This is a genomic window from Klebsiella sp. LTGPAF-6F (assembly GCF_001753185.1).
Taxonomy (GTDB): Bacteria; Pseudomonadota; Gammaproteobacteria; order Enterobacterales; family Enterobacteriaceae; genus Klebsiella; species Klebsiella michiganensis.
In genome coordinates, this window is record NZ_CP017451.1 from 338,456 (window position 1) to 364,331 (window position 25,876).

Here is a 25,876-nt window from a genome sequence, read left to right on the forward strand (position 1 = left end):
AAGTTTCTCCATTGACCTCACCATTAGTGATAACCGTCGCCAGTTTTTACCTTCCCCCGGAATACATAGTAACTCCAGCAGGTGTACATCAGGATTACAGGGATAATCAACAAGCCACCTATTAGCATAAAGCCCTGACTCTGAGGAGGTGACGCGGCCTGCCAGATGGTTACAGAAGGCGGTATGATATATGGCCAGATACTGATCCCAAGACCACTGAAACCAAGGAAGATTAATCCTAACGTCAGCATAAAGGGACCAAAGCTGGATCGACGGCTATAAACACTGCGAACGATACCCCAGCAACAAACAAGGACCAGCAATGGTACAGGCAGGAAAAAGATGACATTTGGCATACTGAACCAGCGACTGGCAATCTCAGGATGAGTCAATGGGGTCCAGACACTGATAATTGCAATAACTGCCAGTAAACCAATGGTTAACGGAGTTGCAAGCTCTGACATCCTGCGGTGAAGCGAGTCTTCTGTTTTCATAATCAGCCAGGTGCAACCCAGCAGGGCATAGGCCAGTACCAGTCCCAATCCGCAGAACAGAGGGAACGGGGCGAGCCAAACCAATGCAGAACCGCTAAATGCACGTCCGGACACACTCAATCCATTTAATAAGGTTCCGACTGCAACACCCTGACTGAAAGTGGCCAGTACAGAGCCGACTATAAATGCTTTGTCCCAGATAGGTCGATGTTCCGGGATTGCTTTAAAACGAAACTCGAAGGCCACACCACGAAAGATAAGCCCAAGTAACATTGCGGTAAGCGGAATACTAAGAGCATCAATGATAACAGCGTAAGCCAGAGGAAACGCGCCGTACAATGCCGCTCCCCCCAGTACCATCCAGGTTTCGTTGCCATCCCATACCGGCGCAACGGTATTCATCATTGTATCGCGATCGACATCGTGCTTATGAAACGGGAACAAAATACCGATTCCCAGATCAAATCCATCCATCACTATATACATCAACGTAGCGAAGACGATGATGACAAACCAGATAATTGACAGATCAATACCCATTATTTGTCTCTCCCACGTGTTGCCAAACCCTCATTTACCGCTGACAGAGGACGGGCAGGTGTTCCATCCGTTACCTCCTGATGCTCCTCAGCATGTACAGGCCCTTTTTTGATCAGACGTACGAGATATATATAACCGACGCCAAAGACTGAGGTGTAAACAAGAAGAAACGCCAGTAAGCTGATTGACATATGTAAATCGCCATGTGCAGAAACAGCATCTTTCGTTCGCTGTACGCCATAAACGACCCATGGTTGACGACCTATTTCAGTTGTGAACCAACCGGCCAGTAACGCAATCAGTCCCGAAGGCCCCATGAAGAGAGAAAAATAGAGGAACGGTTTAGATGTATAGAGACGTTTCCGCCAGCGCAGCCATACGCTGACCACCCCGAGAAGAATCATCAGCATCCCTAAGCCAGCCATTACGCGGAAAGACCAGAATATGATAGTGGAGTTAGGACGATCTTCTTTAGGGAAACTCTTCAGGGCAGGCACCTGCTTATCAAGGCTGTGTGTAAGGATAATACTGCCAAGATAAGGGACCTCTATTTTGTACTTCGTCTCTTCTGCATTCATATCTGGCAGGCCAAACAGAACCAGAGGGGTTGCTTCACCAGGTTTATTTTCCCAGTGTCCTTCAATCGCAGCGATTTTTGCCGGCTGGTGCTCAAGAGTATTCAGACCATGCGCATCACCGATAACGGCCTGGATCGGGGAAACGATTAATGCCATCCACAATGCCATAGAGAACATTTTGCGAATAGCGGGAGTATCATTGCCTTTTAGCAGATGCCATGCTGCTGATGCTCCGACAAAAAAAGCGCTTGCAAGGAAAGCCGCAGTGGACATATGTAACAGGCGGAACGGGAAGGAAGGGTTAAAGATAATTTTCAGCCAGTCTACAGGGATAACAACACCATTCTCGATGGCATAACCCTGTGGAGTCTGCATCCAGCTATTGGATGACAGGATCCAGAACGTGGAAAACAGTGTCCCCAGCGCCACCATACAGGTAGCAAAGAAGTGCAGACCGGGGCCAACACGATTCCAGCCAAACAGCATGACACCAAGGAAACCCGCTTCAAGGAAGAACGCAGTCAGAACTTCGTAGGTCAGCAATGGACCGGTGATACTCCCTGCAAACTGTGAGAAGCCACTCCAGTTGGTACCAAACTGATAAGCCATAACCAGACCGGAAACAACACCCATACCAAAGTTTACTGCAAAAATTTTTGACCAGAAGTGATAGAGCTCCTTGTAAGTGTCATTTCGTGTCTTTAACCATAACCCTTCGAGCACGGCCAGGAAACTGGCCAGACCAATGGTTATTGCTGGGAAAATAATGTGGAAGGAAACAGTAAATGCAAACTGTACCCTGGCCAAATGGAAGGCATCTAATCCGAACATAGTTCACCTTAACCCCGATAATACACTGATAATTAATTATTTCTTATCAAATCAGAGCCTTGATGAGAAATTTCGACTATTGAAAACAATCATTTTTTTGTATGAGATAAAAACTCACTTGCAAGTACATTGTTAAGCACATGATTAAATGTGTCCAATAAGTTGCAATAATGTAGTGATAGATGAGGTCGATTACAAAAATGCAGGATTTTCGTTATTGTGTCAGCAACCACGATCATTCCTGATACTGCACGATACAAATAGTGTTGAGAGTAATTCTTAATAGTGGGGGGGGTTATGTGTAACTTACTGAAAAATTTAGGTGATTAGATGTTTCTGAAATATGCATACCGTCCGGTTTTAACCACTGATACACGAAAAAATCAATATGCTCGTGCATTCTACCAGGTATATTCTGGTGTCCTGGCTAAGGATATTAAATCTCATTTTTTAAACAACAAATTATTTCATATACATATGGATTAGATTTTTGCTCTGGTATCAGAAGTAGATGTCACAAACAAAGGAATAAATAATCGACAAGGAGCTGACTACCGTCGACAGACCGCGGGAGGTGTTCAGGATCAGCTGCATTGATGAGTTCCAGGCCCTACAGGCAAATGACCCCATGCTGGTTATGCCGGAATATCCGGACCCTTGAGGCGTTTTTCTGACGAGACAATTATTTTAACAGTCAGAGACCAGAGGCACTCCTCAGCTATCAGTTCAGTCCGGAGCAGGTCCAGCGCTCTCACGGAACCGGACGTGACGAGGAGTGGAACGACAGTTCCACAGGCGCTGAAGGTGGGAGTGGCATTGAGGGTCATTATTCAACATCCGGGAATTCAGCCTGCTGCGTTGTCAGATGTACTGGCCATTCTCTCAGGCATCGCTATAAGTAACTGTCTGAATCCTGTATCCTCGAAGCTGCGCTGTAAGCAATTAATTCCCATCGTGGCAAATGCACAAAGGATGATACATGCAAACGCTAAAGAGCAGACTTGAAACGGTAGTACATTGTTTTGAAAATGATTTTCGCGGATTTAAAATCAGAAACAGTAAGACCGATGCCATGAAATGGCTAATGCGATTCAATTTGCCGTACTCTGTCCGAGAACATGAACCCGGTAAATATCTGCTTCTTAATCGTGAATATAAACCTCTGGGATTTATGGCGCAGGCCGGTGGCCACGGCGCGGAATACGCTGATTACGGTGATCATCTTCTTGCAGGTGCTCCGGGATTACTCGATAGCGATATTTATTTTTATAACGACGGTTCAACCCCGTGGGAAAGCGCTAAAAACTGGACTGCATACCAGAAGGCAGTCCTCCAGTTCCTTGAAAAACTTCCAGGCTGAGTGAATTGCCCGGATAATTTAATCAGGCCGCTTCAGCGGCCTTTTTTACGTCTGCTGTTCTGGTAACTCAGGTGATTCTGCGTTCTGAAGAGGTACCCAGTCTTCCGACTCAATGAGTTTCGGATCTCAGGAGAAGAGAAGAAGGATTTTTGCAGAAGCACAAAAAAATTCTGGATAGTTGTCATTAGGGGAATATTGCATAAAAAGCAAAATTCAAGGCTGACAAAGCCAGTAATAGCAACAAAGAGGAAAGAGAAACTTTTTTCAGGTTTTTTTACAGTCCGGCCTTAAAGGCCGCATCGGATTTTCTAAATACAGTTTTACATAAGGAAAATCGTATGACTGTATTTCTAATCCTCACCGCCATCGCATATGGCATCTTCAAAGCCGGCTGCTTCATCCTATTAGTGGTCAAGGGGTATCAGGGCTGGACATTGTTCTGGAAAAACTATGACCGTCTCCCTCATATCATCCGTTCCCGCTGCCGATATCAGAGACGATTCATTTTCAGACGCATCTGGAAGCGAATCTTCAGCCACTGATAATGTTATCGAGCGGCATCCCCAGCCCAGCCAGCCAGCACAGGCAGCACCAGGTGGTGTACACCATACTGGTCTCTCCTGATTTCCACTTACGGATGGTGCGTTCGTCCACATCCAGTCGGTTAGCCAGCTGGTTGTCAGTCAGGGGGATAAATCCCCGGACCAGCAGGATTTCGGTGACTGTAGGCTTCTGCCAGTCTTCTCCGCTGACCAGCGTATAGCCATTAAATTTGTTCAGCTCAATAAGTCCGGCGATCTGTCGTGCTATTTCGTCTTTCATTGAGTTGCGAGCCCGGATGCAGAGGGAACCAGGAGGGACCGGACATCCACGGTAGCGTCACTCGTGTCGTTGTTATCAGCACCCAGCGTCAGCTCATCGATATACTTCCTAATCTGTCCTGTCTGGTGAAGGTAATAACACAGCTTAAAAGCGAATTGTGCTCTGTCTTCGGATAACCCACACCTTGAGAAAGCTCTATTCCGAAGATCTTCAGGCGTTTCAGATGTGTATCTCTTTTGGTAGATGCTCATCACCTCTGCATGAAGCTCGGCAAACTTCATTTCGTTATTCAGCTTTAAATCATTCTTATAAATCAACCGGGCAGCATCCAGGTCATTTTTTTCAAGCAAAATCCAGCCATAAAGGGTCTCGCTTGCATGTAACCCGTCCAGAACGATCCGGCCAAGTTGATTTGCATAGATGTACTCGTTAAGCAACGTTCTGAGCCGCTCTTCCAGAAAACCGAGTTTAGTACGTAGCTGTTTCTGGACATTATCAATCTTGTTATGGATCGCCAGATTCAGCGTGAGCATATAGAACAACAGGCACTGTTGCAAATAGTCGGTGGTGATAAACTTATCATCCCCTTTTGCTGATGGAGCTGCACATGAACCCATTCAAAGGCCGGCATTTTCAGCGTGACATCATTCTGTGGGCCGTACGCTGGTACTGCAAATACGGCATCAGTTACCGTGAGCTGCAGGAGATGCTGGCTGAACGCGGAGTGAATGTCGATCACTCCACGATTTACCGCTGGGTTCAGCGTTATGCGCCTGAAATGGAAAAACGGCTGCGCTGGTACTGGCGTAACCCTTCCGATCTTTGCCCGTGGCACATGGATGAAACCTACGTGAAGGTCAATGGCCGCTGGGCGTATCTGTACCGGGCCGTCGACAGCCGGGGCCGCACTGTCGATTTTTATCTCTCCTCCCGTCGTAACAGCAAAGCTGCATACCGGTTTCTGGGTAAAATCCTCAACAACGTGAAGAAGTGGCAGATCCCGCGATTCATCAACACGGATAAAGCGCCCGCCTATGGTCGCGCGCTTGCTCTGCTCAAACGCGAAGGCCGGTGCCCGTCTGACGTTGAACACCGACAGATTAAGTACCGGAACAACGTGATTGAATGCGATCATGGCAAACTGAAACGGATAATCGGCGCCACGCTGGGATTTAAATCCATGAAGACGGCTTACGCCACCATCAAAGGTATTGAGGTGATGCGTGCACTACGCAAAGGCCAGGCCTCAGCATTTTATTATGGTGATCCCCTGGGCGAAATGCGCCTGGTAAGCAGAGTTTTTGAAATGTAAGGCCTTTGAATAAGACAAAAGGCTGCCTCATCGCTAACTTTGCAACAGTGCCTCCGTTCTCAAGTATTGATACAGGGTTTCGCGACTGATTCCGAATTCACGAGCCAGCTTGGTCTTTTGCTCGCCAGCCTCGACACGTTGGCGCAGTTCGGCAATACGCTCAGACGACAGGGATTTCTTCCTGCCACGGTAGGCCCCGCGCTGCTTGGCGAGCGCGATGCCCTCGCGCTGCCGCTCGCGGATCAAGGCGCGTTCGAACTCGGCGAACGCGCCCATTACCGACAGCATCAGGTTCGCCATCGGCGAGTCCTCGCCGGTGAAGGTCAAATGCTCCTTAAGGAACTCGATGCGTACGCCGCGCTGGGTGAGGCCCTGCACCAGGCGGCGCAGGTCGTCGAGGTTGCGCGCCAGACGATCCATGCTGTGCACCACGACCGTGTCGCCTTCGCGCACGAAGGCGAGCAGCCGTTCCAGTTCGGGCCGCCGTGTGTCCTTGCCCGACGCCTTGTCGGTGAACACTTTATCCACCTGGATCTGTTCGAGCTGCCGTTCTGGGTTCTGGTCGAAGCTGCTGACGCGGACGTAACCGATGCGCTGACCGTGCAAGGTATCCTCCTGAGGGAAATGTGTCAGGAAGAAATCTATGACCCTTGACGGCGTATGTCAATCAATTCGGAAGGCAACTCTATTCTGACGATTTAGCGCCGGATGGTCTGACGCCAAGTTAGGGTATGCCTCAATCTGACGGTAGCGAGTCGCAGGCGTTCGGATCGGCATCGGTTTCGTTCCCTGTCTTGGCACGCGCTTCGAAGCGTTGATAACACTCCAACCCGCAGAAGTGCTCGACGTATTCCGCGCCTTCCGGGGTGAAGGCGGCATCGAGCGGGATTTCCTTGCAGCACACGCAGCAACTGGTGGTGGTCGAGTCACTTGCATTCATGGTGGCACCCCTCCATTGACTGACGAAGACGGCGAATGCCGCCGCCGGCATTGGCTTCGCGAACAGGAAGCCTTGTCCTGTGTCGCAGTCCGCTTGTCGCAATAGATCAAGACTCGCCGATGTTTCCACGCCTTCAGCCACCACATCCATGCCCAGCCCGTGCGCAAGCTGAATCACGGTGTGCACGATGGTTTGGTCGCGGCGGTCGTTGGCGAGCCCGGCGACAAACGATTGGTCGATCTTGAGCGTGCTGATTGGGCAGCACTTCAGATGTTGCAGACAGGAATACCCCGTCCCGAAGTCATCGGCGGCGAAGCGCACACCGATCTGCCGCAAGGCGTCCAGGGCGGGGAAGATCGCCGGATCACCAAACGCGACCGATTCGGTCAGCTCGATTTCGAGATACTCGGCGGGCAACTCGGCATCAGCCAGCACGCCCTTTACCCACCCGTCGAAGTCCGGTCCCACTTGGCTCGCCGAAACATTGACGGCCAGCCGGAACGGTCGCCATGCCAGCATTCGCCAGTCACGCATCTGGCGGCAGGCTTCGCCCAGCACCCAAGCGCCGATTTCAGGCATCAGGCCGGACGATTCGACCACGGGCAGGAACTGGCCCGGTGGCAATAGTCCAAGCGTCGGATGACGCCAGCGCAACAGGGCTTCCGCGCCGACAATCCCACCACTGCGCAGATCGACGACGGGCTGGTAGTGCAGTTCAAGCTGCCCGCGCTCGACCGCTTGGGCCAGTTCCGGCGTCGTCCATCCATCCGGCCGGAAAGCGCTCATTCTCTTTCCCTGAATGCCCGCAACGCCCGCGACAGGGACAGAAGGAACAGGCCGGTCAAACCGAGCGCCGCGATGACCCAATGCTCGCCGAGGAAAGCACCGGCGGTTGTGCCGGCCAGCACGACAGCGAGGATGGGCAGGTGGCAGGGGCAAGTCAGCACAGCCAGTCCGCCCCACAGGTAGCCGGTGATCGGTTTGTGCGTCTCGGACGGCAAGCGCTCGGGGTTGTTCATGGCAGACTCTCCGCGTGCTGTGCCGGCTCGGTCGGCAGGGTGGCCAACTGCACTTCCAGATCGGCCAACGCTTCGCGCCGACGCTCGACGAACTGACGCAGCAGGGCAAGCTGCGCGGCCGCTTCGTCGCCGTCCGCCGCATCCAGCGCCCGGCACAGCCGCGCCAGCGCGTCGAGGCCGATGCCCGCCTCGAAGGCCGCCCGCACGAAGCACAGCCGTTGCAAGGCGGCGTCATCGAACAAGCCGTAGCCGCCTGGTGTGCACGCCACCGGGCGCAGCAATCCGCGCAGCAGGTAGTCGCGCACGATATGCACGCTCACCCCGGCATCAAGAGCCAGCCGGGACACCGTGTAGGCGTTCATTGAACACCTCCTTTTTCTCACCCGGCGCAGCAGGAAAGCTGCTTCACATCCTTGTTGAAGGTCTGCGCCGCGAGCTTCAACCCCTCGACCATCGTCAGGTAGGGGAACAACTGGTCGGCCAGTTCCTGCACCGTCATGCGGTTGCGAATGGCCAGAGCCGCCGTCTGGATCAGTTCACCCGCTTCCGGCGCGACCGCCTGTACGCCGATCAGCCGATGGCTGCCTTCCTCGATAACCAACTTGATGAAGCCGCGTGTGTCGAAGTTGGCGAGCGCACGCGGCACGTTGTCCAAGGTCAAGGTGCGGCTGTCGGTCTCGATCCCGTCGTGGTGGGCTTCCGCCTCGCTGTAGCCCACGGTCGCCACTTGCGGATCGGTGAACACCACGGCCGGCATTGCGGTCAGGTCGAGCGCCGCATCGCCGCCGGTCATGTTGATCGCGGCACGGGTGCCGGCCGCTGCCGCCACATAGACGAACTGCGGCTGGTCGGTGCAGTCGCCGGCCGCGTAGATGTTCGGGTTGCTCGTGCGCATGCCTTGGTCGATGACGATGGCACCTTGCGCATTGACAGTGACCCCCGCTGCGTCCAGCGCGAGGCTGCGCGTGTTCGGTGTCCGACCGGTGGCAACCAGCAGTTTGTCGGCGCGCAATTCACCGTGCGTGGTGGTCAGCACGAATTCACCGTCCATATGGGCGACCTGGCTGGCTTGCGTGTGCTCCAGCACCTCGATGCCCTCGGCACGGAAAGCGGCTGTCACCGCCTCGCCGATGGCCGGGTCTTCACGGAAGAACAAGGTATTGCGCGCCAGGACCGTGACCTTGCTGCCCAGCCGGGCAAAGGCTTGCGCCAGCTCCAGCGCCACCACCGACGAGCCGATTACGGCAAGGCGTTCGGGAATGGTGTCGCTCGCCAGGGCCTCGGTGGAAGTCCAGTAGGGTGACTCTTTCAAGCCCGGAATCGGCGGGACCGCCGGGCTGGCACCCGTGGCGACCAGGCAGCGGTCGAACATCACGACGCGCTCGCCACCCTCGTTCAAACGGACGGTAAGGCTCTGGTCGTCCTTGAAGCGCGCCTCACCGTGCACAACGGTGATGGCCGGATTACCGCCCAGGATGCCTTCGTACTTGGCGTGCCGCAGTTCGTCGACGCGGGCCTGCTGCTGGGCCAGCAGCTTACTGCGGTCAATCGTAGGCACAGTTGCCGCAATACCGCCATCGAACGGGCTTTCCCGGCGCAGATGGGCGATGTGGGCGGCGCGGATCATGATCTTGGACGGCACACAGCCGACATTGACGCAGGTGCCGCCGATGGTGCCGCGCTCGATCAGCGTGACCTGCGCGCCTTGCTCGACGGCCTTCAGCGCCGCCGCCATCGCGGCTCCACCGCTGCCAATGACCGCTACCTGCACCGGGGGCTCGTTGCCACTGTGCTTTTCGGCGGCGGCCATCCATCCCCGCACCTTGTCGAGCAGTCCGACGCGGTTGTCCGCCAGTGGCGCATCGGCTAGCGTTGCCTTGTAGCCCAGTCCGGCCACGGCGGCAGTCAGCGCGTCCGGCGATGTGCCCGGCACGATGGCGAGTTGCGCTGTGCCCTTCGGATAGGACACCAGCGCCGACTGCACGCCTGGCACTTTTTCCAGCGCTTCCTTGACGTGCGCCGCGCACGAGTCGCAAGTCATGCCGGTGATTTTTAGATGGGTCATGCAACAGATCCTTTATCGTTTGTGGCGCCAGACAATGACGTCCGTTGTGCTGCGGTGCCGTTTTCAGTGACTCACTGCTTGACGCTGGACGGATAGCCCGCGTCTGCGGTTGCCTTGGTCAGCTTCTGCACGCTGGTCTTGGCATCGTCGAAGGTGACGACCGCTTGGCGTGTCTCGAAAGTCACGTCAACTTTGCTGACGCCTTCGACCTTGGAAATCGCCTTCTTGACAGTGATCGGGCAGGCGGAGCAGGTCATGCCCGGTACGGACAGCGTGACGGTCTGGGTGGCGGCCCAGACGGGGGCAACAACGGCGGCGAGGGCGAGGGAGGCAAACAGTTTCTTCATGGTGAACTCCGATCAGTAGAAAAATGGCATGACGTAGGGAAATCCGAGCGCGACCAGAACCAGCGCGGCCACGATCCAGAAAATGAGCTTGTAAGTAGCTCGCACTTGGGGAATCGCGCAGACCTCACCCGGTTTGCAGGCCGCTGCCTGCCGGTAGATGCGCCGCCAGGCGAAGAACAACGCCACCAGCGCCACGCCGATAAAGATGGGGCGATAGGGTTCCAACACCGCCAAGTTGCCGATCCAAGCGCCGCTGAACCCCAAGGCGATCAGAACCAACGGCCCGAGGCAGCAAGCCGAGGCGAGGATGGCGGCAAGCCCTCCAGTGAAGAGCGCGCCGCGCCCGGTTTTTGGTTCAGACATGCGCTTGTCCTTTCGAATTGAAATTGGATAGCGTAACCTTACTTCCGTACTCATGTACGGAGTCAAGCGATATGGAAAACAATTTGGAGAACCTGACCATTGGCGTTTTCGCCAAGGCGGCCGGGGTCAATGTGGAGACCATCCGTTTCTATCAGCGCAAGGGCTTGTTGCTGGAGCCTGACAAGCCCTATGGCAGCATCCGCCGCTATGGCGAGGCGGATGTAACGCGGGTGCGCTTCGTGAAATCAGCCCAGCGGCTGGGCTTCAGCCTGGATGAGATCGCCGAGCTGCTGCGGCTGGAGGATGGCACCCATTGCGAGGAAGCCAGCAGTCTGGCCGAGCACAAGCTCAAGGACGTGCGCGAGAAAATGGCTGACCTGGCGCGCATGGAGGCCGTGCTGTCTGAGTTGGTGTGCGCCTGCCATGCGCGAAGGGGGAACGTTTCCTGCCCGCTGATCGCGTCACTACAGGGTGGAGCAAGCTTGGCAGGTTCGGCTATGCCTTAGCGTGCTTTATTTAATGAGATGGTCACTCCCTCCTTCCCGGTACTATGCTGAGGACAGGCTTTCATTCGGAGAACTATCATGGAAAACATTGCGCTCATTGGTATCGATCTGGGTAAAAACTCTTTCCATATTCATTGCCAGGATCGTCGCGGGAAGGCTGTTTACCGTAAAAAATTTACCCGGCCAAAGTTGATCGAATTTTTGGCGACATGCCCCGCTACAACCATCGCAATGGAAGCCTGTGGCGGTTCTCACTTTATGGCACGCAAGTTGGAAGAGTTGGGGCATTCCCCAAAGCTGATATCACCACAATTTGTCCGCCCGTTCGTTAAAAGCAATAAAAACGACTTTGTCGACGCCGAAGCTATTTGTGAAGCTGCATCGCGTCCGTCTATGCGTTTTGTGCAGCCCAGAACGGAATCTCAGCAGGCAATGCGGGCTCTGCATCGTGTCCGTGAATCCCTGGTTCAGGATAAGGTAAAAACAACCAATCAAATGCATGCTTTTCTGCTGGAATTTGGCATTAGCGTTCCCCGAGGAGCTGCCGTTATTAGCCGACTGAGTACCATTCTTGAGGATAATAGTTTGCCTCTTTACCTCAGCCAGTTATTGCTGAAATTACAACAGCATTATCACTATCTTGTTGAGCAGATTAAAGATTTGGAATCCCAGTTGAAACGAAAGTTGGACGAAGATGAGGTTGGACAGCGCTTGCTGAGCATTCCCTGCGTCGGAACACTGACAGCGAGTACTATTTCAACTGAGATTGGCGACGGGAAGCAGTACGCCAGCAGCCGTGACTTTGCGGCGGCAACAGGGCTTGTACCTCGGCAGTACAGCACGGGAGGTAGGACGACATTGCTGGGAATTAGTAAGCGAGGTAATAAAAAGATCCGAACTTTGTTGGTTCAATGTGCCAGGGTATTCATACAAAAACTGGAACACCAGTCTGGCAAATTGGCCGATTGGGTCAGGGATTTACTGTGCCGGAAAAGCAACTTTGTCGTCACTTGTGCTCTGGCAAACAAGCTGGCCAGAATAGCCTGGGCCCTAACGGCACGACAGCAAACTTATGTAGCATAACGGCAGAAATACACCGGTTTAAAGAATTACTGATCTGGTTTTGCGAATACTGATATTGATGATACTAACGGCCCACCGGCCTGTTGAGGAACCTGTAAAACGGAAAGGCTCATTGAAGCCGTATATTTTCTGGAGGTTCATCAGGCGCGGAACTCATCAAGGCGCGGGAATAAAATCCCATTCAGACGCCGGATAGATTCAAGCAAGCCAACTTGTCGTCAAAATCGGTGTTGCAAAAACGGGAGTGACCATAGATTCCGTTTTCTGAGGCGACCCCTGCTTGAGGCTGGCGAATTTCGCGGGCGGCACCAGGTAGTCCTCGAAGTCCTTGAACTGGCGCGAGCCTTGCACCCAGATGTCGCCGGAGCGCAGCGCGTTCTTCAGCTCCGACAGCGCGCACAGTTCGTAGTAGCGCCGGTCGATGCCGGTGTCGGTCATCACCAGCTTCTGCCAGCGCGGCTTGATGAACTCGGTCGGCGCGTCGGTGGGCACCTTGCGGGCGTTGTCGCTGTTCATGCTGCGCAGCACCTCGATGGCGTCGAGTACGTCCTTGGCGGCGGGCGCGGCCCGCAACTTGAGCACGTCGAGAAATTCCGGCGCGTAGCGGCGCAGCGTGGCGTAGCTCTCGCCGATGCGGTGCAGGAAATCGAAGTCCTCGGGTTGCGCGAGCCGCTGCGCTTCGGTGACGCTCTCGGCGAAAGCATCCCAGGACATGACGGCCTCGATGGCGGCGAACGGATCGCGGCCCGCTTGCTTGGCCTCGATCAGCGCCTGGCCGATGCGCCCGAACAGCCGCACCTTGGCATTGATCGCCTTGCCGGATGCCTGGAACTGCTGCTGATGCTTGTTCTTGGCGGCATTGAACAGCTTGCCCAGGATGCGGTCATGCAGGTCGATGATTTCGTCGGTGACGGTGGCCATGCCCTCGATGGCGAGCGCCACCAGGGTCGCGTAACGCCGCTGCGGCTCGAACTTCGCCAGGTCGGCGGGCGTCATCTGGCCGCCCTCGCGGGCGATCTTGAGCAGCCGGTTCTGGTGAACCAGCCGCTCGATGCCGGAGGGCAGGTCGAGCGCCTGCCACGCCTTGAGGCGTTCGATGTGTTCCAGCATGTGCCGCGAGTTCGGTTTGACCGGGGATTGCCGCAGCCAGGCCAGCCACGTCGTCTTGCCGTTGTCGCGGCGCTTGAGCAGATCGTCGAGGCGACGGCGATGCACGTCCGTCAGCGGCTCAGCCAAGGCGTCGTAGAGACGCCGGTTGGCGCGGGTAATCGCTTCGGCGCTCGCCCGCTCGACGGCGTTGAGGGCGGGCACAATGACCGACTGCCGCCGCAGGTGCTCGATCAAGGCTCTGGCCAGCACGATGCCCTTGTCGGTTTGCATGGCCAGCTCGGTCAGCAACTGGACAGCCTGCCGGTAGTGGCCAATCGTGAACGGCTGGAAGCCGAACACCGTTTGCAGCTCGACCAGGTGCTCGCGTCGGGTCTGCTCACGCTGCCCGTACTCGTCCCAGCTTTCGATGCCGACCTTGAGCTGGTTGGCGACCAGTCTCAGCAATGGCGGGAACGGTGGCTCATCAGCGCCAAGGATGACGCCGGGAAAGCGCAGGTAGCAGAGCTGCACCGCGAAGCCCAGCCGATTGGCCGGGCCGCGCCGCTGCCGGATGATGGAGAGGTCGCTTTCGCTGAACGTGTAGTGACGGATCAACTCATCCTTGGTGTCCGGCAACGCCAGCAGGCTTTCGCGCTCGGCGGCGGAGAGGATCGAACGGCGGGGCATGCGGTTTCCTTCTTCTTGAAAACGTAGGTTTGTGACAAGCCCGCCAAGGCAACCGGCGCGGCACGGGAATCAAGGCATTGCGATTCTCGAAAATAGTTCTTGAAATTCTATTCTTGATTGCATATCATCTCAACGAGTTTCGATAAGAAAGGATGCGCATGCGACCGTCTGTTGTGCTTGACATGAAGCGAAGCGCAGTGCGTGAAGCGGTAGGCCGCTTTCGCGCCGCGAACCCGCGCGTCTTCGGCTCGGTGCTGCATGGCACCGACCGGGATGGCAGCGACCTCGACCTGTTGGTCGATGCGCTGCCCGGTGCCACGTTGTTGGACTTGGGCGATTTGGAAGAAGAACTGAAATCGCTGCTCGGCGTTGACGTCGATCTGCTGACTCCCGGCGACCTGCCGCCGAAGTTCCGGGCCAAGGTGCTCGCGGAGGCGCAACCGATATGAGCGAGAACCGCCTGCCCGATTACCTCGACCACATTCAGCAGGCCGCAACCGATGCGCGCAGCTTCGTGGAAGGGATGGCCAAGGACGACTTCTTGGCCGACAAGCGCACCCAGCAGGCCGTCATCATGAGCCTGATCGTCATCGGCGAGGCGGCCACAAAGGTGATGGATGGCTACGTCGAGTTCACCCAGGCGCATGCCGACGTGCCGTGGCGCAGCATGCGCAATATGCGTAATCGCATGGCTCACGGCTATTTCGACATCAACCTCGATGTGGTGTGGGAGACGGTACAGGAATGGCTGCCGGCGTTGCTCCAGCAATTGCCCGCCGTGCGTCAGGATGCCGACGATGAAGACCGTAACGACAACTGTGAAAGAGGGATCTCCGATGACTGTTGAATCGAGAATATTTTCTGTAGCCGAGTATGTTCAGCCGTCCGAAGGCGAGCCTATTCGTTCCGTTGTGCTTGAAACCCGAGACTCAATTATCGTGGTTTGGCATGTCCATCCCGGGCAGGAAATTGCGGCTCACATTCATCCTCACGGCCAAGACACGTGGACTGTTTTGTCGGGAATGGCTGATTACTTTCAGGGCAATGGGATTGTTCGTGCCCTCAGGGAAGGTGAGATAGCCGTGGCAAGACCGGGCCAAGTGCACGGGGCGCGAAATACAGGTACCGAGCCATTTGTGTTAGTCTCGGTTGTGGCATCAGCCAATGCCGGTTTCGTATTGGCTGAGCGATAGAGCCCAATCTCTGGAGTTGGTCCAATGAGCGGTCGGGGAGATAGGTAACAGACATGCAGCGGACACGGCTGCTAAACCAGGTCGCAAACCTCCTTGCGTCGCAGCGTGCCGCAAGCGACGCGATCAATCGAATGGGGTCGGCATGAGACTGAACACCATCCAGTTCCCGACCGCGTAGCCGCCTGTCCTGCCGATCAGGTCTTGACCATCGACGCCTGGGATCAGTCCTGAATGTTCTTGGAGACCACTACGTTATGAGCCGCAGCCGCCGCAAAACACCCATCGTCGGGCACACGACCTGCGGCAGCGAGCGCGAGGACAAGAAGCTCTGGCATCAGCGCTGGCGCACCCGTGAGCGCACGGCGCTGACCAGCGCGTCGCCCGAAGCCCTGAGCGCCCATCTGCCCCTGCTGGAAAACCAGGCCAGCAGCGTCTGGTCGATGGGCAAGGATGGCCGCTCCTACTGGCCCGTCAAGCGCCAGGCCGCCACGGCGGATCGCATCGCCAATCACAAGGGACGCAACCCGCAAGAACGCGCCTCCCTGAAAAAGCGCCTGCTTACACTGTGATTCCTTCAAAATATCTCAACGAAATTTCCCGACACCTGTTTAAGCTATCTTGCTGATATTTCTGTTTTTCGATTTTTGCCGGCGCGATGCCGGCGACGTTGGCCAGCTGCCCCGGGCGCGATACTGAGATCAGTTTCTTTGAACAAAAAAACCGCCTTTTGGCGGTCAGTATTCAGTAGCTGGAACGGTAGTCTCTCCCCCGATTCCAGCGGTCTTGCCAGTGTTCGAGGAATGATTCAGCGAGCTTAGGCATGTTCCAGATCACCACCGCATTCTCCGAGTTTTTCGTTTCGGCCGCTTTGGTGAAATTAAAGCTGCCAGTTTCAACGGTCACATTATCCACGATGATCACCTTGTCATGCTGGATAGGGAAATCACTGTCAGTACGCAAAGGGATGCCGCTGTTCGCTATGTAGTTCATGACCGCAATGCTGGCGCGCCCCGTATTGCCCCTTTCATCAATTACGATTTTCACATCAACTCCCCGTTTTTTGGCTGCTACCAGTGCTTTCATAATATCCGGGGCGGTAAAAGAATAAGCCATCATCCGTATCGAGGTTTTTGCGGAGTCAATGGCGCTCAGGACGAGAACGCGGGCGCTTCCTTCAGGCGAGTAGCCAACCTGAACGGATGGTTCCACCGCAAAGGCGGGCAGGGCGGCTGTCGTAAATGCTGCGGCCAGAAGCCAGGTTGCTAAGTTTTTCATTACAGGCTCCCGTTCACACACTGCATTTTATATTCAGGGTCAAAATAAATTTCTTTGATTTTCCGCTTTTCCATATGCACCACAACGTCAATGGTGGAGTAGAGCATTCGCATAATATCGCTCATATCGAGCATACGGCCGATAGGGGTCGCCTTGATAAGCAGCCCAATACGGTTAAAGGCATCGCGCGCAGAGTTAGCGTGCGTTGACATAACACCGCCTGGATGGCCGGTATTAAGTGCTTTAAGATAATCCCACGCAGCATCATCCCTAAGCTCAGTCATGATGATACGGCCCGGTGTCAGACGCATACAGGCTCGCAGGGCATCAGTGGCGCTGACGCGGCCGATCTTTCCTGCATCGCCGTACATCATATAAACGGCTTCTACAACGTGATCGACCGTGACTTCGTGAACGTCCTCTAAAATAATTACACGCTCGTCTTTATGTAGCGATTTTAACAGCGCGCGCGTGAGTACCGTTTTCCCCGACCCGGTTTCACCGCAGATCACGATAGTGCGTTTCTTCTCAACGGCGGTTTGCAGGAATGCGGGCCATTTTTCGCTGCTGTGCAGCTCTTTAAGGAAAAAATCATCATCCGTTAGGCTTTGCTTGCTGCCGGTAATCTTCCGGCAGTCACTGAAAATCCCCTCGCGGGTCAGCTGCTCCAGATTTTTATCGGCCGCCAAATCCTTACGAAACGCTACGGCCGTTGTACCGTCAATCACCGCAGGGGGCAGACAGATAACGCCCCTGATCCCGCCAGGCAGGATCACGTCATTAATGGCCTGCATGGTCAGCTTGTTGCTGCTCACCAACGATTTAGCAAGGTTCCTAATAAAATCTGCCGTAATTGCCGCGTTCTGCACAACCCTGCGGCCGCTGAACGTATCACAGATAACTTCCTGAAAGCAGTTAATGCGAATTTCAAAAACAGTAGGATCTTCTAAATACTCGCGCAGTGGGCCAAGTTGATAGAAAGCTGCATCAGTCATGATTACTCCTGAAGAAAAGCGGGCGCTAAGCGCCCACTTTTTTAGTTGTCTGCGAGCGTATAAACGCCGCTGAAATCGAGGTCGCGGGCAACAAAAATGCTCACCGCATCACCCTGCTGATCGTAGAGGGTAGGGGGGATAGACATGTAAGAGCGGAGTGCTTCAGACGCCAGCTGCTCACCGCTGTTTTCTGTACTGTTGTACTGAATGTTATTACTCTGCGTCTGGTTAACCAGCGCCGTTAAGGTGTCAGAGAACAACGAAATCATGATCGCACCACGCAGACGCTCCCACATATGGGTATCCACCTGGCCCGGAATCCCCGCGCTGCCGAGTGAGTTCGTTCCGGCACTGTCAATATTAACGATTGTTCCGTCCTGGTCATTGCGGATACGCTCCCAGAGAACAAACACGCGCGCCTGGCCGTCTTTGATACCACCGGTAATCTGCCCGTCAACCCATGAGCCTTTATCAATCAGCCTAACGAGTCCATCAGCTGAGTAAACGTCCTGTGAAACCCGGCAGGAAACCTGACCCGGAACAGTGGTATCCAGCTCGGTGCCGGTACCACAGGGGATCATTTTGCCTTTCGGAACAGTCAGGCTGGGATTAGCCATGACTCCAGCGCGGCTAGCCTTCAGCCTTGCAGGAGTCAGGTTTTTAGCGAGTGCTGAACTACCTTCGCTTGTTTCGTTGTCCTGGGGCTGCACTCCGGGACTATTGCTTGTAGCCGCCTGATTAGTCTGGGCCAGCTCGCCGCCCAGACGACGCTGCATAGCCAGTTCTTCAGGCGAAGGTTCTTTACGCTTATTAGAGGTACGCGCGCCGGTATTGCTGCTGCCCGCATCTGCATCTGCCTGTGCGGCAGCCTGCACAGCACGGGCATCAGTGGCGCTATTCTGCGCAGTTGCAGGTTTATTAACATCAGGATCGCTGTTAAAGCTGTAGTTTGGCAGTGTATTGGCCTGTTGCGCTTTACCACCGTCTTTATCAGCTTCAGCTTTAGCCGGGGCGCGAATTTTACCCATGACCGTAATCCCGATGAATACCAAAGCAAGCAGCGCCATCAGTATGACAAAGGCTTTCATACCAGGAGCCGAACGGCGGTTACTGCCATTAAATCCGCCACGCTCGCTTTCAAATTCACCGTCTCCGGTGTTTTCATCGAGTTCCTGATCTACATCGACACTTTTACGGGCCATCAGTTATCCTCCCCAATTTGAACCCTGCGCACATCCGGGGAAGCCGTACCGGTTGCTACCGCACCGGCGCCCGGCGCGAAATTATTATTACGAACGCCAACGACTTTATCGCCCAGACGAATACGCCACTCTTTAGCGACGGTTTCCACCTCGATGATGTTGCGGTTCTCACCCACAACATGAGAGTTAGGCAGCGTTTCTTTGCCACTGGCCGAGATCATGTAGACCTGCGGTAACTCCGCATTGGCCGGAAACTCAAACCGGGTAAAGCGGTAGTTATCCCAGACGTGAACCGGCTGGATGCTGCGCATTTCAGGCTGTTCGCTCATTACGTACTGATAGTTCTTCGCCCCCGCAAAAGCCGTCTGCTTCAGCTTCTGCGTAATGCGTTTTTTATCAGCCGCGCTTTTGGCTTTTTCCTGCTGCTCAAACGGATATTCATAGGTCAGCTGAAGAACGGCCTGGCGCACAGCCCACGGCGTTTCAATAAAGGATTTTGATACCGTACCGTCTGCATTTTTCTTCGTTTCTTCACCGATGAAATGGAGGACGATGTTATAGGTGCGCTTATCGGTGACGATCACCAGGTTGGTATCACTCATGGCCTGTTTCGGCTTCACAAAAAAATGGTTCATTTTGTGCGCAAACGTCCAGCTTTCAGAATCGCCAAAAGCATGAGTGATATAGGTTTCGTCAGGCGCGACAACAATGTGGGTAGCCACACCGGCGATAGCGTCAATTTTGACCACATTAACAGGGTTATAAACAACGCTTTTAATGCGATAGTCATAAGGAGAATTGCGGCCAACCTCAAGCGCCATAACGTTAGTGGCCGCGCCTCCCAGGACTGACAAAACGACTGCTGAAAGAAGTAGTTTTTTCGGCACTGTTGCAAAGTTAGCGATGAGGCAGCCTTTTGTCTTATTCAAAGGCCTTACATTTCAAAAACTCTGCTTACCAGGCGCATTTCGCCCAGGGGATCACCATAATAAAATGCTGAGGCCTGGCCTTTGCGTAGTGCACGCATCACCTCAATACCTTTGATGGTGCCGTAAGCCGTCTTCATGGATTTAAATCCCAGCGTGGCGCCGATTATCCGTTTCAGTTTGCCATGATCGCATTCAATCACGTTGTTCCGGTACTTAATCTGTCGGTGTTCAACGTCAGACGGGCACCGGCCTTCGCGTTTGAGCAGAGCAAGCGCGCGACCATAGGCGGGCGCTTTATCCGTGTTGATGAATCGCGGGATCTGCCACTTCTTCACGTTGTTGAGGATTTTACCCAGAAACCGGTATGCAGCTTTGCTGTTACGACGGGAGGAGAGATAAAAATCGACAGTGCGGCCCCGGCTGTCGACGGCCCGGTACAGATACGCCCAGCGGCCATTGACCTTCACGTAGGTTTCATCCATGTGCCACGGGCAAAGATCGGAAGGGTTACGCCAGTACCAGCGCAGCCGTTTTTCCATTTCAGGCGCATAACGCTGAACCCAGCGGTAAATCGTGGAGTGATCGACATTCACTCCGCGTTCAGCCAGCATCTCCTGCAGCTCACGGTAACTGATGCCGTATTTGCAGTACCAGCGTACGGCCCACAGAATGATGTCACGCTGAAAATGCCGGCCTTTGAATGGGTTCATGTGCAGCTCCATCAGCAAAAGGGGATGATAAGTTTATCACCACCGACTATTTGCAACAGTGCCGTCGATCTTGTTCTTCAAGCTATAGATCTTTCTCTTGGCGAAGACAAGGATAAATCGCTGGAGTATTTCACAGCAAAAAAGTCGAGTTAGATGGGATTTGTTATGAAACCTCTGATATTTGTATCTCAGAGTTATCCCATCTTGAATTTAGTGCGTTTTTAAGTACGGATGGTGCTGCTACCATTGCTATAGCAAAAAACGGAACTAATTTTACTGGACTTATGCAACTGAATAACGACTATTCTTTATTGTTTTATCATGATGGTAAAATAAATATGGAAGGTCTAATTAAAGAAATGGAATTAAAAGGTTATATGTATCAGGGAGCAATGGGCAATGATGATGTTGCCGCTGAGTTTCCCGGTATTCTTTTAATTGCACCAGAGAAGCTTTAATATCAACCCTATCGGGAAATCTTTCCCGTTGGGGAGGGTTTCCCCTTTTTTTTGGAGAAACCCATGACTTTAAATACTTCAATGCTTAACAAAGTATCTGCAAAACAAATCTCTGAGAATTTTGCAAAATCATATCCAGATTTACTGGAAGGTGCAGTTATAACAAAAATTGAAATAAGTGGCTGTCAAGGATCGCGTCGAACCGATAAAATCGATTTGTCTTATGATGGAGATGATATTACGGATCAAAAAAGCGTATCTAAAAGCGAAGTACGTTGGATTGACATAAAAGCCCTTAGCTTCAAAAGTACGATTACCAGCAGAATATCAACCCTTTGCTCACGCTTGTGCATCCGCTATAGCAATATGTGGATTTTACCAGTTTCCAGTATGGAAGAGTTTCTGGAAGGGGCCCAAGAGATTGAACGAGAGTTTCAGGCAGGTATTCAAAACGTTGTAGACAATTATGAGATGCATATTGAGGCTGAAAAAAATAGAAGCCCAAGAATGTCTTCTTTGATTGATCAGTTGAAATTAACTAAAGATGATTTCATAAAATCCTTTAGATTTAATATTGCTCACTTTATTCCTTTTACGCCTATTAGCGTTGAAGGTGATGAAACCCAGGACTACTATCAGGAACAATTGATAACAGATCTGGCAGAAGAAGCAATGAGGGTTTATGAAAAAATTAGTAAAAATAATAATTTGCGCTCAAGTACTATTGACCGACTGAAGCAAATGCAAAATAAGATCATTAGCTTCATGTTTATACATAAAGAGGCGGCAGTACTTGCAGAAGCTATAAAACACATAATGAATAATTTACCTAAAGGTGCCATTTCTGAACCTCGCGACGTTGCGGTGTTACAGCAGTGGTTTTATTTCATGAGTGATGCTTCAATGTTAAAGCGTATTATTTCAGGAGAGCAAAAGGTTACTGACTGGTTGGAATCTATTACCAGATCATTTAATCAAAGCTCACAAACAGAACCGAACGCGCTACAGAACACAGGTATTGAAGCTATTTTAGATTCAACAAATGTGTTTCAGGTTGAACCTGTCGTAGAGAACGATATAAAAAACAGCACGTTTTCAAACACTGATTCTGTAGCTGAACCTGAGAAATCAGTTTCGCAACAGGAAGACAATGCTGAAAATGGTTTTGATATCGAGCTCAAAGGCTGGTAACTGTTTGCTTTATTAAAAACCCCAGATGGGTACTTCACCATCTGGGTGAGTACCCCTTTTTTATAAAGAGGTATTCTATGAAATTAGATCTTAAATCATCGCCGCGCCATATTAAGCGTTTACAGAATATAGCAAAAGTCATTAGCGGCTTAGGCGATGTAAGAGTTGTAATAGACGACAATACCAAAGGACCGTATTTTGATCCTGTCAATAAAGTTTGTGTTTTACCAAACGGCGATTATAGCGATGATGACTTTGTCAGTCTGATTGAAGGTTTTACCTGTCATGAAGCTGGTCATGGTCGCTATACCGTCAGTGAGGTTTACAGTGACGCCTTTAATAGTGTTCTCATGTCATCTGAAGGGTTTACACGCTTCGATGACGGAATGAATGCAGAGTTTGAGAGCCTCGCTGAGAAACGTAAAGCTTATAGCAGGGCAAAACGTCTTACCGGGCTTATAAATCTGTTCGATGATGTACAGATGGAAGAGAAGGTTGGTAACGATTATCCGGATGCAAAGCGGCGGCTTGCAGCCACTTACGCACTGATGGTTAAAGCCGGAAGGATGACTCCTGATATATCTTCTCGTCCGGAAAATCCTGTCCTATTTATTGAGTGGTATCTGCTTAACTCATTGCGAGTAAAAGTCCTTCAGCAGGTAGGTCACAAAGAAACCCTCGATCCGTTTTTTGACTATGCCCAAAAGATACTTTCTCCAGTAATTTCTGATGTTGAGGAAATTTTTCATGATGCTCTTGGTTGTGAAAATACTCAGGGCTGTGAATCCCTTGCTCGTAAGACCCTGGCTCTTTTAGAGAGACTGCGGGATGAGGCAAAGGAACAACAGCAGCAGACAGAGCAGGAGGAGCAGGAGGCATATGATGAATCCGAGACCGATACCGATACCGAATCAGAAGATAAATCGCTTACGTCGACTGATAGTCGTGAGGATGATTCTGAGGACGATAGTGAAGGTCAGGCAGATACTTCCGATAACGCTGATCTTGCTCAAGAGGGATGTTCTGAGCCTTCAGAACTTGCTGAAGATAACGAGGGAAATAATGAACCCACCGGTGGCAATCCCACGGGTGATAACATTATTGAAGACGATACTGATGCGATTAACCCTTCCGAGAGTGAATCAGATGAAGCCAGTTCGACTAACGTTGAAGATGAAAGTAACTTTTCATCGGCTCAATGCGAGATACTGGCAGATTTGTTGGATGCCTTTCTTAGCAGTGATGAGGATAGCGAAGATTATCACGATGCTTTGGCTAAAGAGATTGAAGGTATTGCATCAAAAGTATCCGATGACGTGAAAGCCGAATTCGGTGCTTCTGAATGGGATATCCCTGATCTCCTTATCGATTTGAATGTTTACAATGAGGCTTTGTCTCTGAGTCATTCAATCGGTAGCGACTTGTCTGTTTTACAGCAGGTTAAAATGCGTGGCCGAAACAAAACTCATGAGCGTGGAATTACCTTCGATGGAAATCGATTAATTCTGTCACAAATGGGAGTTCGTGATGTCTTCAGAGCTCAAAGCGAATCTAAAAATAGAGGGCATGTTGGCCTCGTATTAGTTCGTGATATTTCAGCGTCAATGGCTAATGATGAAAGATATATTCATGCCATTAAGTCAGATCTTGCTTTATCGATGGCCGCTGAAAGTTTATCAAAAATGCATGTCTCCAATATAGTTTTTCCCTTCAAGGAAAGTGAATTTGAGATTATCAAAACGTTTGATCAAAGCGTTGAGGAATCTCTATCGAAATTCACTCTTGGATGTAAGGGTTATTATACCCCTACGGGATCTGCTTTAATGGCAGCTGTTGATCTGTTACTTGACAGCCAATTCGATAGGAAAATAATTTTTCTTATAACTGATGGTTATCCGAATAAATCGGAATTTACTATCGTCGAAGTTATGGAAAAGGCTAAATGTAATGGAATAGAAATCGTTGGTGTTGGTATTAAGACTGATGAAATAATTGGTTTTGAAACGGACACTTTCGTAACAGTTGATGATACTTCTTTATTGTCTATTGAAGTCAGTAAGCTAGTTCATCAAATACTTTCTTAATAAACTCTACCCAATCGGGGCAAAAAGGCCCCGGTGGGTCTTTTTGCTCCATGAAGGAATAAGGAGCAAAATATGACTCAGATAAAAACTTACCGTGTAGAACATGAAAAAGTCGGTGCGATGCATAAAGTCCGTATTTTCGGACGTGTTGGTGAAGTTATAAGCAATGATAGCCCTCAGGAAAGAATCTTCCGCGAAGTCACTATAGCGGAGGGTAATAGCCAGCAGGCTGCGTTACTTGTAGATAACTACATACAGCGTCTTGAGAATAATGGCTTCACGACTGAAGCATAAATGTTGAGGGCCCCCGGGCCCTCTTTCTTAAATTCTGCGTTGTGGGTTTCTCCCTGTCTTCTGCACCGCAGAAGGCATTGAGAAACTCACAATGCCAGATAAGAGAGATCATCATGACTTATGCATCCCCGGCTCTTCGTCGTAAACCACAGGAAGTATCTGAACACTTTATTAAACTCGTTCATGCTCGAATTGCTGAAGTGTCTGGCTGGAAGTATATATTCGAAAGAATACCTGCTTTCAAAGACGCTTGTGCAAAAGCCCCGAGCCAGGTTCCTTGCCCGTTTACTGGCGCAGGGAAATCGAAGTTTCGTTTCCGGCAAAAAGACCTTTATACCGGATGTGCGATCCATAATGACTTTCCGGTAAATGAGTTTTGCGACGGAATTGATGTTCTGGCGAAATATTATGAATTAAGTAAAACGCAGACTTGCAAAAAGATTCTCTCAGATTTTTTCGGGATGGATCTGCATGCTCCGTTAACTGACGCCGACATTGAAAATGAACGACGCTATAAATCAGCAGTTCGTGCCACAGAAACTCTTGACCGAGAGGAAGTGGCAAAGCGAATGCGAAAACTTGATGTGATGTATCACTATACCGGTGAAATAAAGCCTAATACTCCTGTTGCTTTGTACCTCCGTAATCGTGGGATCTCCCGCTTACTGAGTCACTTACCAAAGGATTTAGGCTTTAATAACCGGATCTACTATTGGGATAAAGATAAGCAGAAATCGATTATCTATCCGGGAATGATTGCAATCTATCGTGACACCCGAGGTCGGCCTCTGACTATCCATAGAACATACGTAGACAAAAACGGTGATAAGGCACCTGTAGAAAATCCAAAGCTGATGATGAAGCCTCCTGCCGATATGACAGGTGGCTCAATTCAGTTGTTTGACCCTCACTATGATTCAGGTAGTTCGACCTGGACACTGGGAGTGGCTGAAGGGATCGAGAATGCGCTTTCTGTTGTAGAAGCGACTTCAACACCATGCTGGGCAGCCAGCTCCGCATGGTGCCTTGAAAACGTTACTGTTCCTGATTTTTTACTGCCTCCGCCGGATGTAAAATATATAAACTTTTATATCTGGGCGGATAAGGATATTGCTAACTCACAAGGCACTCGTGCCGGTATCGAAGCTGCTCAGCGACTTCAAAGCCGCATGGTTGAGTTTTTGGCTAAACGATATCCCGCATCAAAGCTGACAATTGAAGTCTTCGAACCAGCACAAGATATTCCTGATGGGAAAAAGGGTATCGACTGGAACGATGTTCTCCAGTTAACAGGGCAGGATGGATTCCCGATTCACTGGGCTCCTGAATGTCTTAATCAGCTGTAACAACGATAACTCCCCCGCATTTTGCGGGGGGGGTTATCTTATCAATATTATTTTTTAAATTGTATTGATAAGATAACCGCTTTCCTTCGTGATAATTACCTGCCTTTAAGGTCTTTTCACGGCTGAGATGCTTGCTCAGTTAAATAAATGTGCGGTACTACTG

29 protein-coding genes and 2 pseudogenes are annotated in these 25,876 nt (G+C 51.8%); 13 read left to right on the plus strand and 18 right to left on the minus strand.

Annotation, left to right across the window (positions count from 1 at the left end; genetic code table 11):
• Positions 1-23: 23 nt before the first annotated feature.
• Together cydB and BJF97_RS30575 are read right to left on the minus strand one after the other, a co-directional pair.
• Complete coding sequence (gene cydB, locus BJF97_RS30570; protein ID WP_007372361.1) at positions 24-1,034, minus strand: cytochrome d ubiquinol oxidase subunit II; 1,011 nt, start codon at positions 1,032-1,034, stop codon at positions 24-26.
• Entirely contained in the window at positions 1,034-2,443 is a 1,410-nt protein-coding gene (locus tag BJF97_RS30575; protein ID WP_007372362.1) for a cytochrome ubiquinol oxidase subunit I, read from the minus strand. The genes cydB and BJF97_RS30575 overlap by 1 nt, the downstream gene beginning before the upstream one ends.
• Before the next feature lie 979 nt (positions 2,444-3,422).
• On the opposite strand from BJF97_RS30575, the gene BJF97_RS30585 reads away from it, so the two are divergent.
• A complete protein-coding gene (locus BJF97_RS30585; protein ID WP_007372363.1) occupies positions 3,423-3,803 on the plus strand; it encodes a hypothetical protein in 381 nt (126 codons plus the stop codon).
• A 531-nt stretch (positions 3,804-4,334) separates the two neighbouring features.
• On the opposite strand, the gene BJF97_RS30595 is transcribed toward BJF97_RS30585, so the two are convergent.
• Entirely contained in the window at positions 4,335-4,625 is a 291-nt protein-coding gene (locus BJF97_RS30595) for a hypothetical protein (protein WP_007372364.1), read from the minus strand.
• A complete protein-coding gene (locus BJF97_RS30600) occupies positions 4,622-5,242 on the minus strand; it encodes a hypothetical protein (RefSeq protein WP_057068510.1) in 621 nt (206 codons plus the stop codon). Before BJF97_RS30600 ends, BJF97_RS30595 begins: the two co-directional genes overlap by 4 nt.
• On the opposite strand from BJF97_RS30600, the gene BJF97_RS30605 reads away from it, so the two are divergent.
• Positions 5,233-5,937 (plus strand): IS6-like element IS26 family transposase, encoded by a 705-nt coding sequence (locus BJF97_RS30605; RefSeq protein ID WP_001067855.1) that lies wholly within the window; start codon positions 5,233-5,235, stop codon positions 5,935-5,937. The two genes, BJF97_RS30600 and BJF97_RS30605, sit on opposite strands and share 10 nt — an antisense overlap.
• A 33-nt stretch (positions 5,938-5,970) precedes the next feature.
• On the opposite strand, the gene BJF97_RS30610 is transcribed toward BJF97_RS30605, so the two are convergent.
• From BJF97_RS30610 to merT, 8 genes and pseudogenes are all read right to left on the minus strand, one after another.
• A complete protein-coding gene (locus tag BJF97_RS30610; protein WP_070083090.1) occupies positions 5,971-6,543 on the minus strand; it encodes a recombinase family protein in 573 nt (190 codons plus the stop codon).
• 130 nt (positions 6,544-6,673) lie between these two features.
• Complete coding sequence (locus BJF97_RS35315) at positions 6,674-6,928, minus strand: DUF3330 domain-containing protein (protein ID WP_033690515.1); 255 nt, start codon at positions 6,926-6,928, stop codon at positions 6,674-6,676.
• Positions 6,929-6,988: 60 nt separating this feature from the next.
• Positions 6,989-7,624, minus strand: a pseudogene (locus tag BJF97_RS30615) (putative bifunctional diguanylate cyclase/phosphodiesterase); the annotation flags it as partial.
• A 35-nt stretch (positions 7,625-7,659) separates the two neighbouring features.
• Positions 7,660-7,896: a broad-spectrum mercury transporter MerE gene (gene merE / locus BJF97_RS30620; RefSeq protein WP_003132004.1), complete on the minus strand. Its 237-nt coding sequence runs from the start codon at positions 7,894-7,896 to the stop codon at positions 7,660-7,662.
• Positions 7,893-8,258 carry a mercury resistance co-regulator MerD gene (gene merD, locus BJF97_RS30625; RefSeq protein ID WP_000995360.1) on the minus strand — a complete coding sequence of 122 codons (366 nt, stop codon included), beginning with the start codon at positions 8,256-8,258 and terminating at the stop codon, positions 7,893-7,895. Before merD ends, merE begins: the two co-directional genes overlap by 4 nt.
• A 17-nt stretch (positions 8,259-8,275) precedes the next feature.
• A complete protein-coding gene (merA, locus tag BJF97_RS30630; protein ID WP_003156770.1) occupies positions 8,276-9,961 on the minus strand; it encodes a mercury(II) reductase in 1,686 nt (561 codons plus the stop codon).
• 71 nt (positions 9,962-10,032) lie between these two features.
• Complete coding sequence (gene merP, locus BJF97_RS30635; protein WP_003131987.1) at positions 10,033-10,308, minus strand: mercury resistance system periplasmic binding protein MerP; 276 nt, start codon at positions 10,306-10,308, stop codon at positions 10,033-10,035.
• Between the two features lie 12 nt (positions 10,309-10,320).
• Complete coding sequence (gene merT / locus BJF97_RS30640) at positions 10,321-10,671, minus strand: mercuric ion transporter MerT (RefSeq protein WP_003131974.1); 351 nt, start codon at positions 10,669-10,671, stop codon at positions 10,321-10,323.
• A 71-nt stretch (positions 10,672-10,742) separates the two neighbouring features.
• On the opposite strand from merT, the gene BJF97_RS30645 reads away from it, so the two are divergent.
• Positions 10,743-11,177 (plus strand): mercury resistance transcriptional regulator MerR, encoded by a 435-nt coding sequence (locus tag BJF97_RS30645; RefSeq protein ID WP_003131969.1) that lies wholly within the window; start codon positions 10,743-10,745, stop codon positions 11,175-11,177.
• Between the two features lie 78 nt (positions 11,178-11,255).
• A complete protein-coding gene (locus BJF97_RS30650; protein ID WP_000427623.1) occupies positions 11,256-12,260 on the plus strand; it encodes an IS110-like element IS4321 family transposase in 1,005 nt (334 codons plus the stop codon).
• Positions 12,261-12,530: 270 nt separating this feature from the next.
• On the opposite strand, the pseudogene BJF97_RS30655 reads toward BJF97_RS30650, so the two are convergent.
• Positions 12,531-14,036 (minus strand): annotated as a pseudogene (locus BJF97_RS30655) (Tn3-like element ISPa38 family transposase); the annotation flags it as partial.
• Positions 14,037-14,194: 158 nt separating this feature from the next.
• Between BJF97_RS30655 and BJF97_RS30660 the strand changes: the two are divergent.
• From BJF97_RS30660 to BJF97_RS30675, 4 genes are all read left to right on the plus strand, one after another.
• Positions 14,195-14,485: a nucleotidyltransferase family protein gene (locus BJF97_RS30660; protein ID WP_001247892.1), complete on the plus strand. Its 291-nt coding sequence runs from the start codon at positions 14,195-14,197 to the stop codon at positions 14,483-14,485.
• Positions 14,482-14,883 (plus strand): HepT-like ribonuclease domain-containing protein, encoded by a 402-nt coding sequence (locus tag BJF97_RS30665; RefSeq protein ID WP_001293886.1) that lies wholly within the window; start codon positions 14,482-14,484, stop codon positions 14,881-14,883. Before BJF97_RS30660 ends, BJF97_RS30665 begins: the two co-directional genes overlap by 4 nt.
• Complete coding sequence (locus tag BJF97_RS30670) at positions 14,873-15,229, plus strand: cupin domain-containing protein (RefSeq protein ID WP_000215515.1); 357 nt, start codon at positions 14,873-14,875, stop codon at positions 15,227-15,229. The genes BJF97_RS30665 and BJF97_RS30670 overlap by 11 nt, the downstream gene beginning before the upstream one ends.
• Before the next feature lie 254 nt (positions 15,230-15,483).
• Positions 15,484-15,798 (plus strand): hypothetical protein, encoded by a 315-nt coding sequence (locus BJF97_RS30675; RefSeq protein WP_000091613.1) that lies wholly within the window; start codon positions 15,484-15,486, stop codon positions 15,796-15,798.
• Positions 15,799-15,970: 172 nt separating this feature from the next.
• On the opposite strand, the gene BJF97_RS30680 is transcribed toward BJF97_RS30675, so the two are convergent.
• From BJF97_RS30680 to BJF97_RS30700, 5 genes are all read right to left on the minus strand, one after another.
• On the minus strand, positions 15,971-16,504 hold the full coding sequence (locus tag BJF97_RS30680) for a phospholipase D family nuclease (RefSeq protein WP_057066695.1): 534 nt from the start codon (positions 16,502-16,504) through the stop codon (positions 15,971-15,973).
• Positions 16,504-17,499, minus strand: a complete 996-nt coding sequence (locus BJF97_RS30685; RefSeq protein WP_012561144.1) for an ATPase, T2SS/T4P/T4SS family — start codon at positions 17,497-17,499, stop codon at positions 16,504-16,506. The genes BJF97_RS30680 and BJF97_RS30685 overlap by 1 nt, the downstream gene beginning before the upstream one ends.
• Positions 17,500-17,540: 41 nt before the next feature.
• Positions 17,541-18,701 (minus strand): type IV secretion system protein VirB10, encoded by a 1,161-nt coding sequence (gene virB10 / locus BJF97_RS30690; protein ID WP_012561145.1) that lies wholly within the window; start codon positions 18,699-18,701, stop codon positions 17,541-17,543.
• A complete protein-coding gene (locus BJF97_RS30695; protein WP_019706045.1) occupies positions 18,701-19,522 on the minus strand; it encodes a TrbG/VirB9 family P-type conjugative transfer protein in 822 nt (273 codons plus the stop codon). Before BJF97_RS30695 ends, virB10 begins: the two co-directional genes overlap by 1 nt.
• Before the next feature lie 113 nt (positions 19,523-19,635).
• Positions 19,636-20,340: an IS6-like element IS26 family transposase gene (locus BJF97_RS30700; protein WP_059331711.1), complete on the minus strand. Its 705-nt coding sequence runs from the start codon at positions 20,338-20,340 to the stop codon at positions 19,636-19,638.
• A gap of 284 nt (positions 20,341-20,624) precedes the next feature.
• On the opposite strand from BJF97_RS30700, the gene BJF97_RS34885 reads away from it, so the two are divergent.
• The 5 genes from BJF97_RS34885 (at position 20,625) to BJF97_RS30720 (ending at position 25,713) form a co-directional block, all read left to right on the plus strand.
• A complete protein-coding gene (locus tag BJF97_RS34885) occupies positions 20,625-20,798 on the plus strand; it encodes a hypothetical protein (protein WP_001176645.1) in 174 nt (57 codons plus the stop codon).
• Between the two features lie 63 nt (positions 20,799-20,861).
• The gene (locus BJF97_RS30705; protein WP_000174396.1) at positions 20,862-21,989 is read left to right on the plus strand and encodes a DUF3150 domain-containing protein; all 1,128 of its coding nucleotides are present in this window, start codon (positions 20,862-20,864) and stop codon (positions 21,987-21,989) included.
• Positions 21,990-22,066: 77 nt separating this feature from the next.
• Positions 22,067-24,073, plus strand: a complete 2,007-nt coding sequence (locus BJF97_RS30710) for a VWA domain-containing protein (RefSeq protein ID WP_070083091.1) — start codon at positions 22,067-22,069, stop codon at positions 24,071-24,073.
• A gap of 72 nt (positions 24,074-24,145) precedes the next feature.
• The gene (locus BJF97_RS30715) at positions 24,146-24,367 is read left to right on the plus strand and encodes a hypothetical protein (protein WP_000192120.1); all 222 of its coding nucleotides are present in this window, start codon (positions 24,146-24,148) and stop codon (positions 24,365-24,367) included.
• Between the two features lie 113 nt (positions 24,368-24,480).
• Positions 24,481-25,713, plus strand: a complete 1,233-nt coding sequence (locus BJF97_RS30720) for a DUF7146 domain-containing protein (RefSeq protein WP_000220379.1) — start codon at positions 24,481-24,483, stop codon at positions 25,711-25,713.
• The last annotated feature ends 163 nt before the right edge of the window (positions 25,714-25,876 follow it).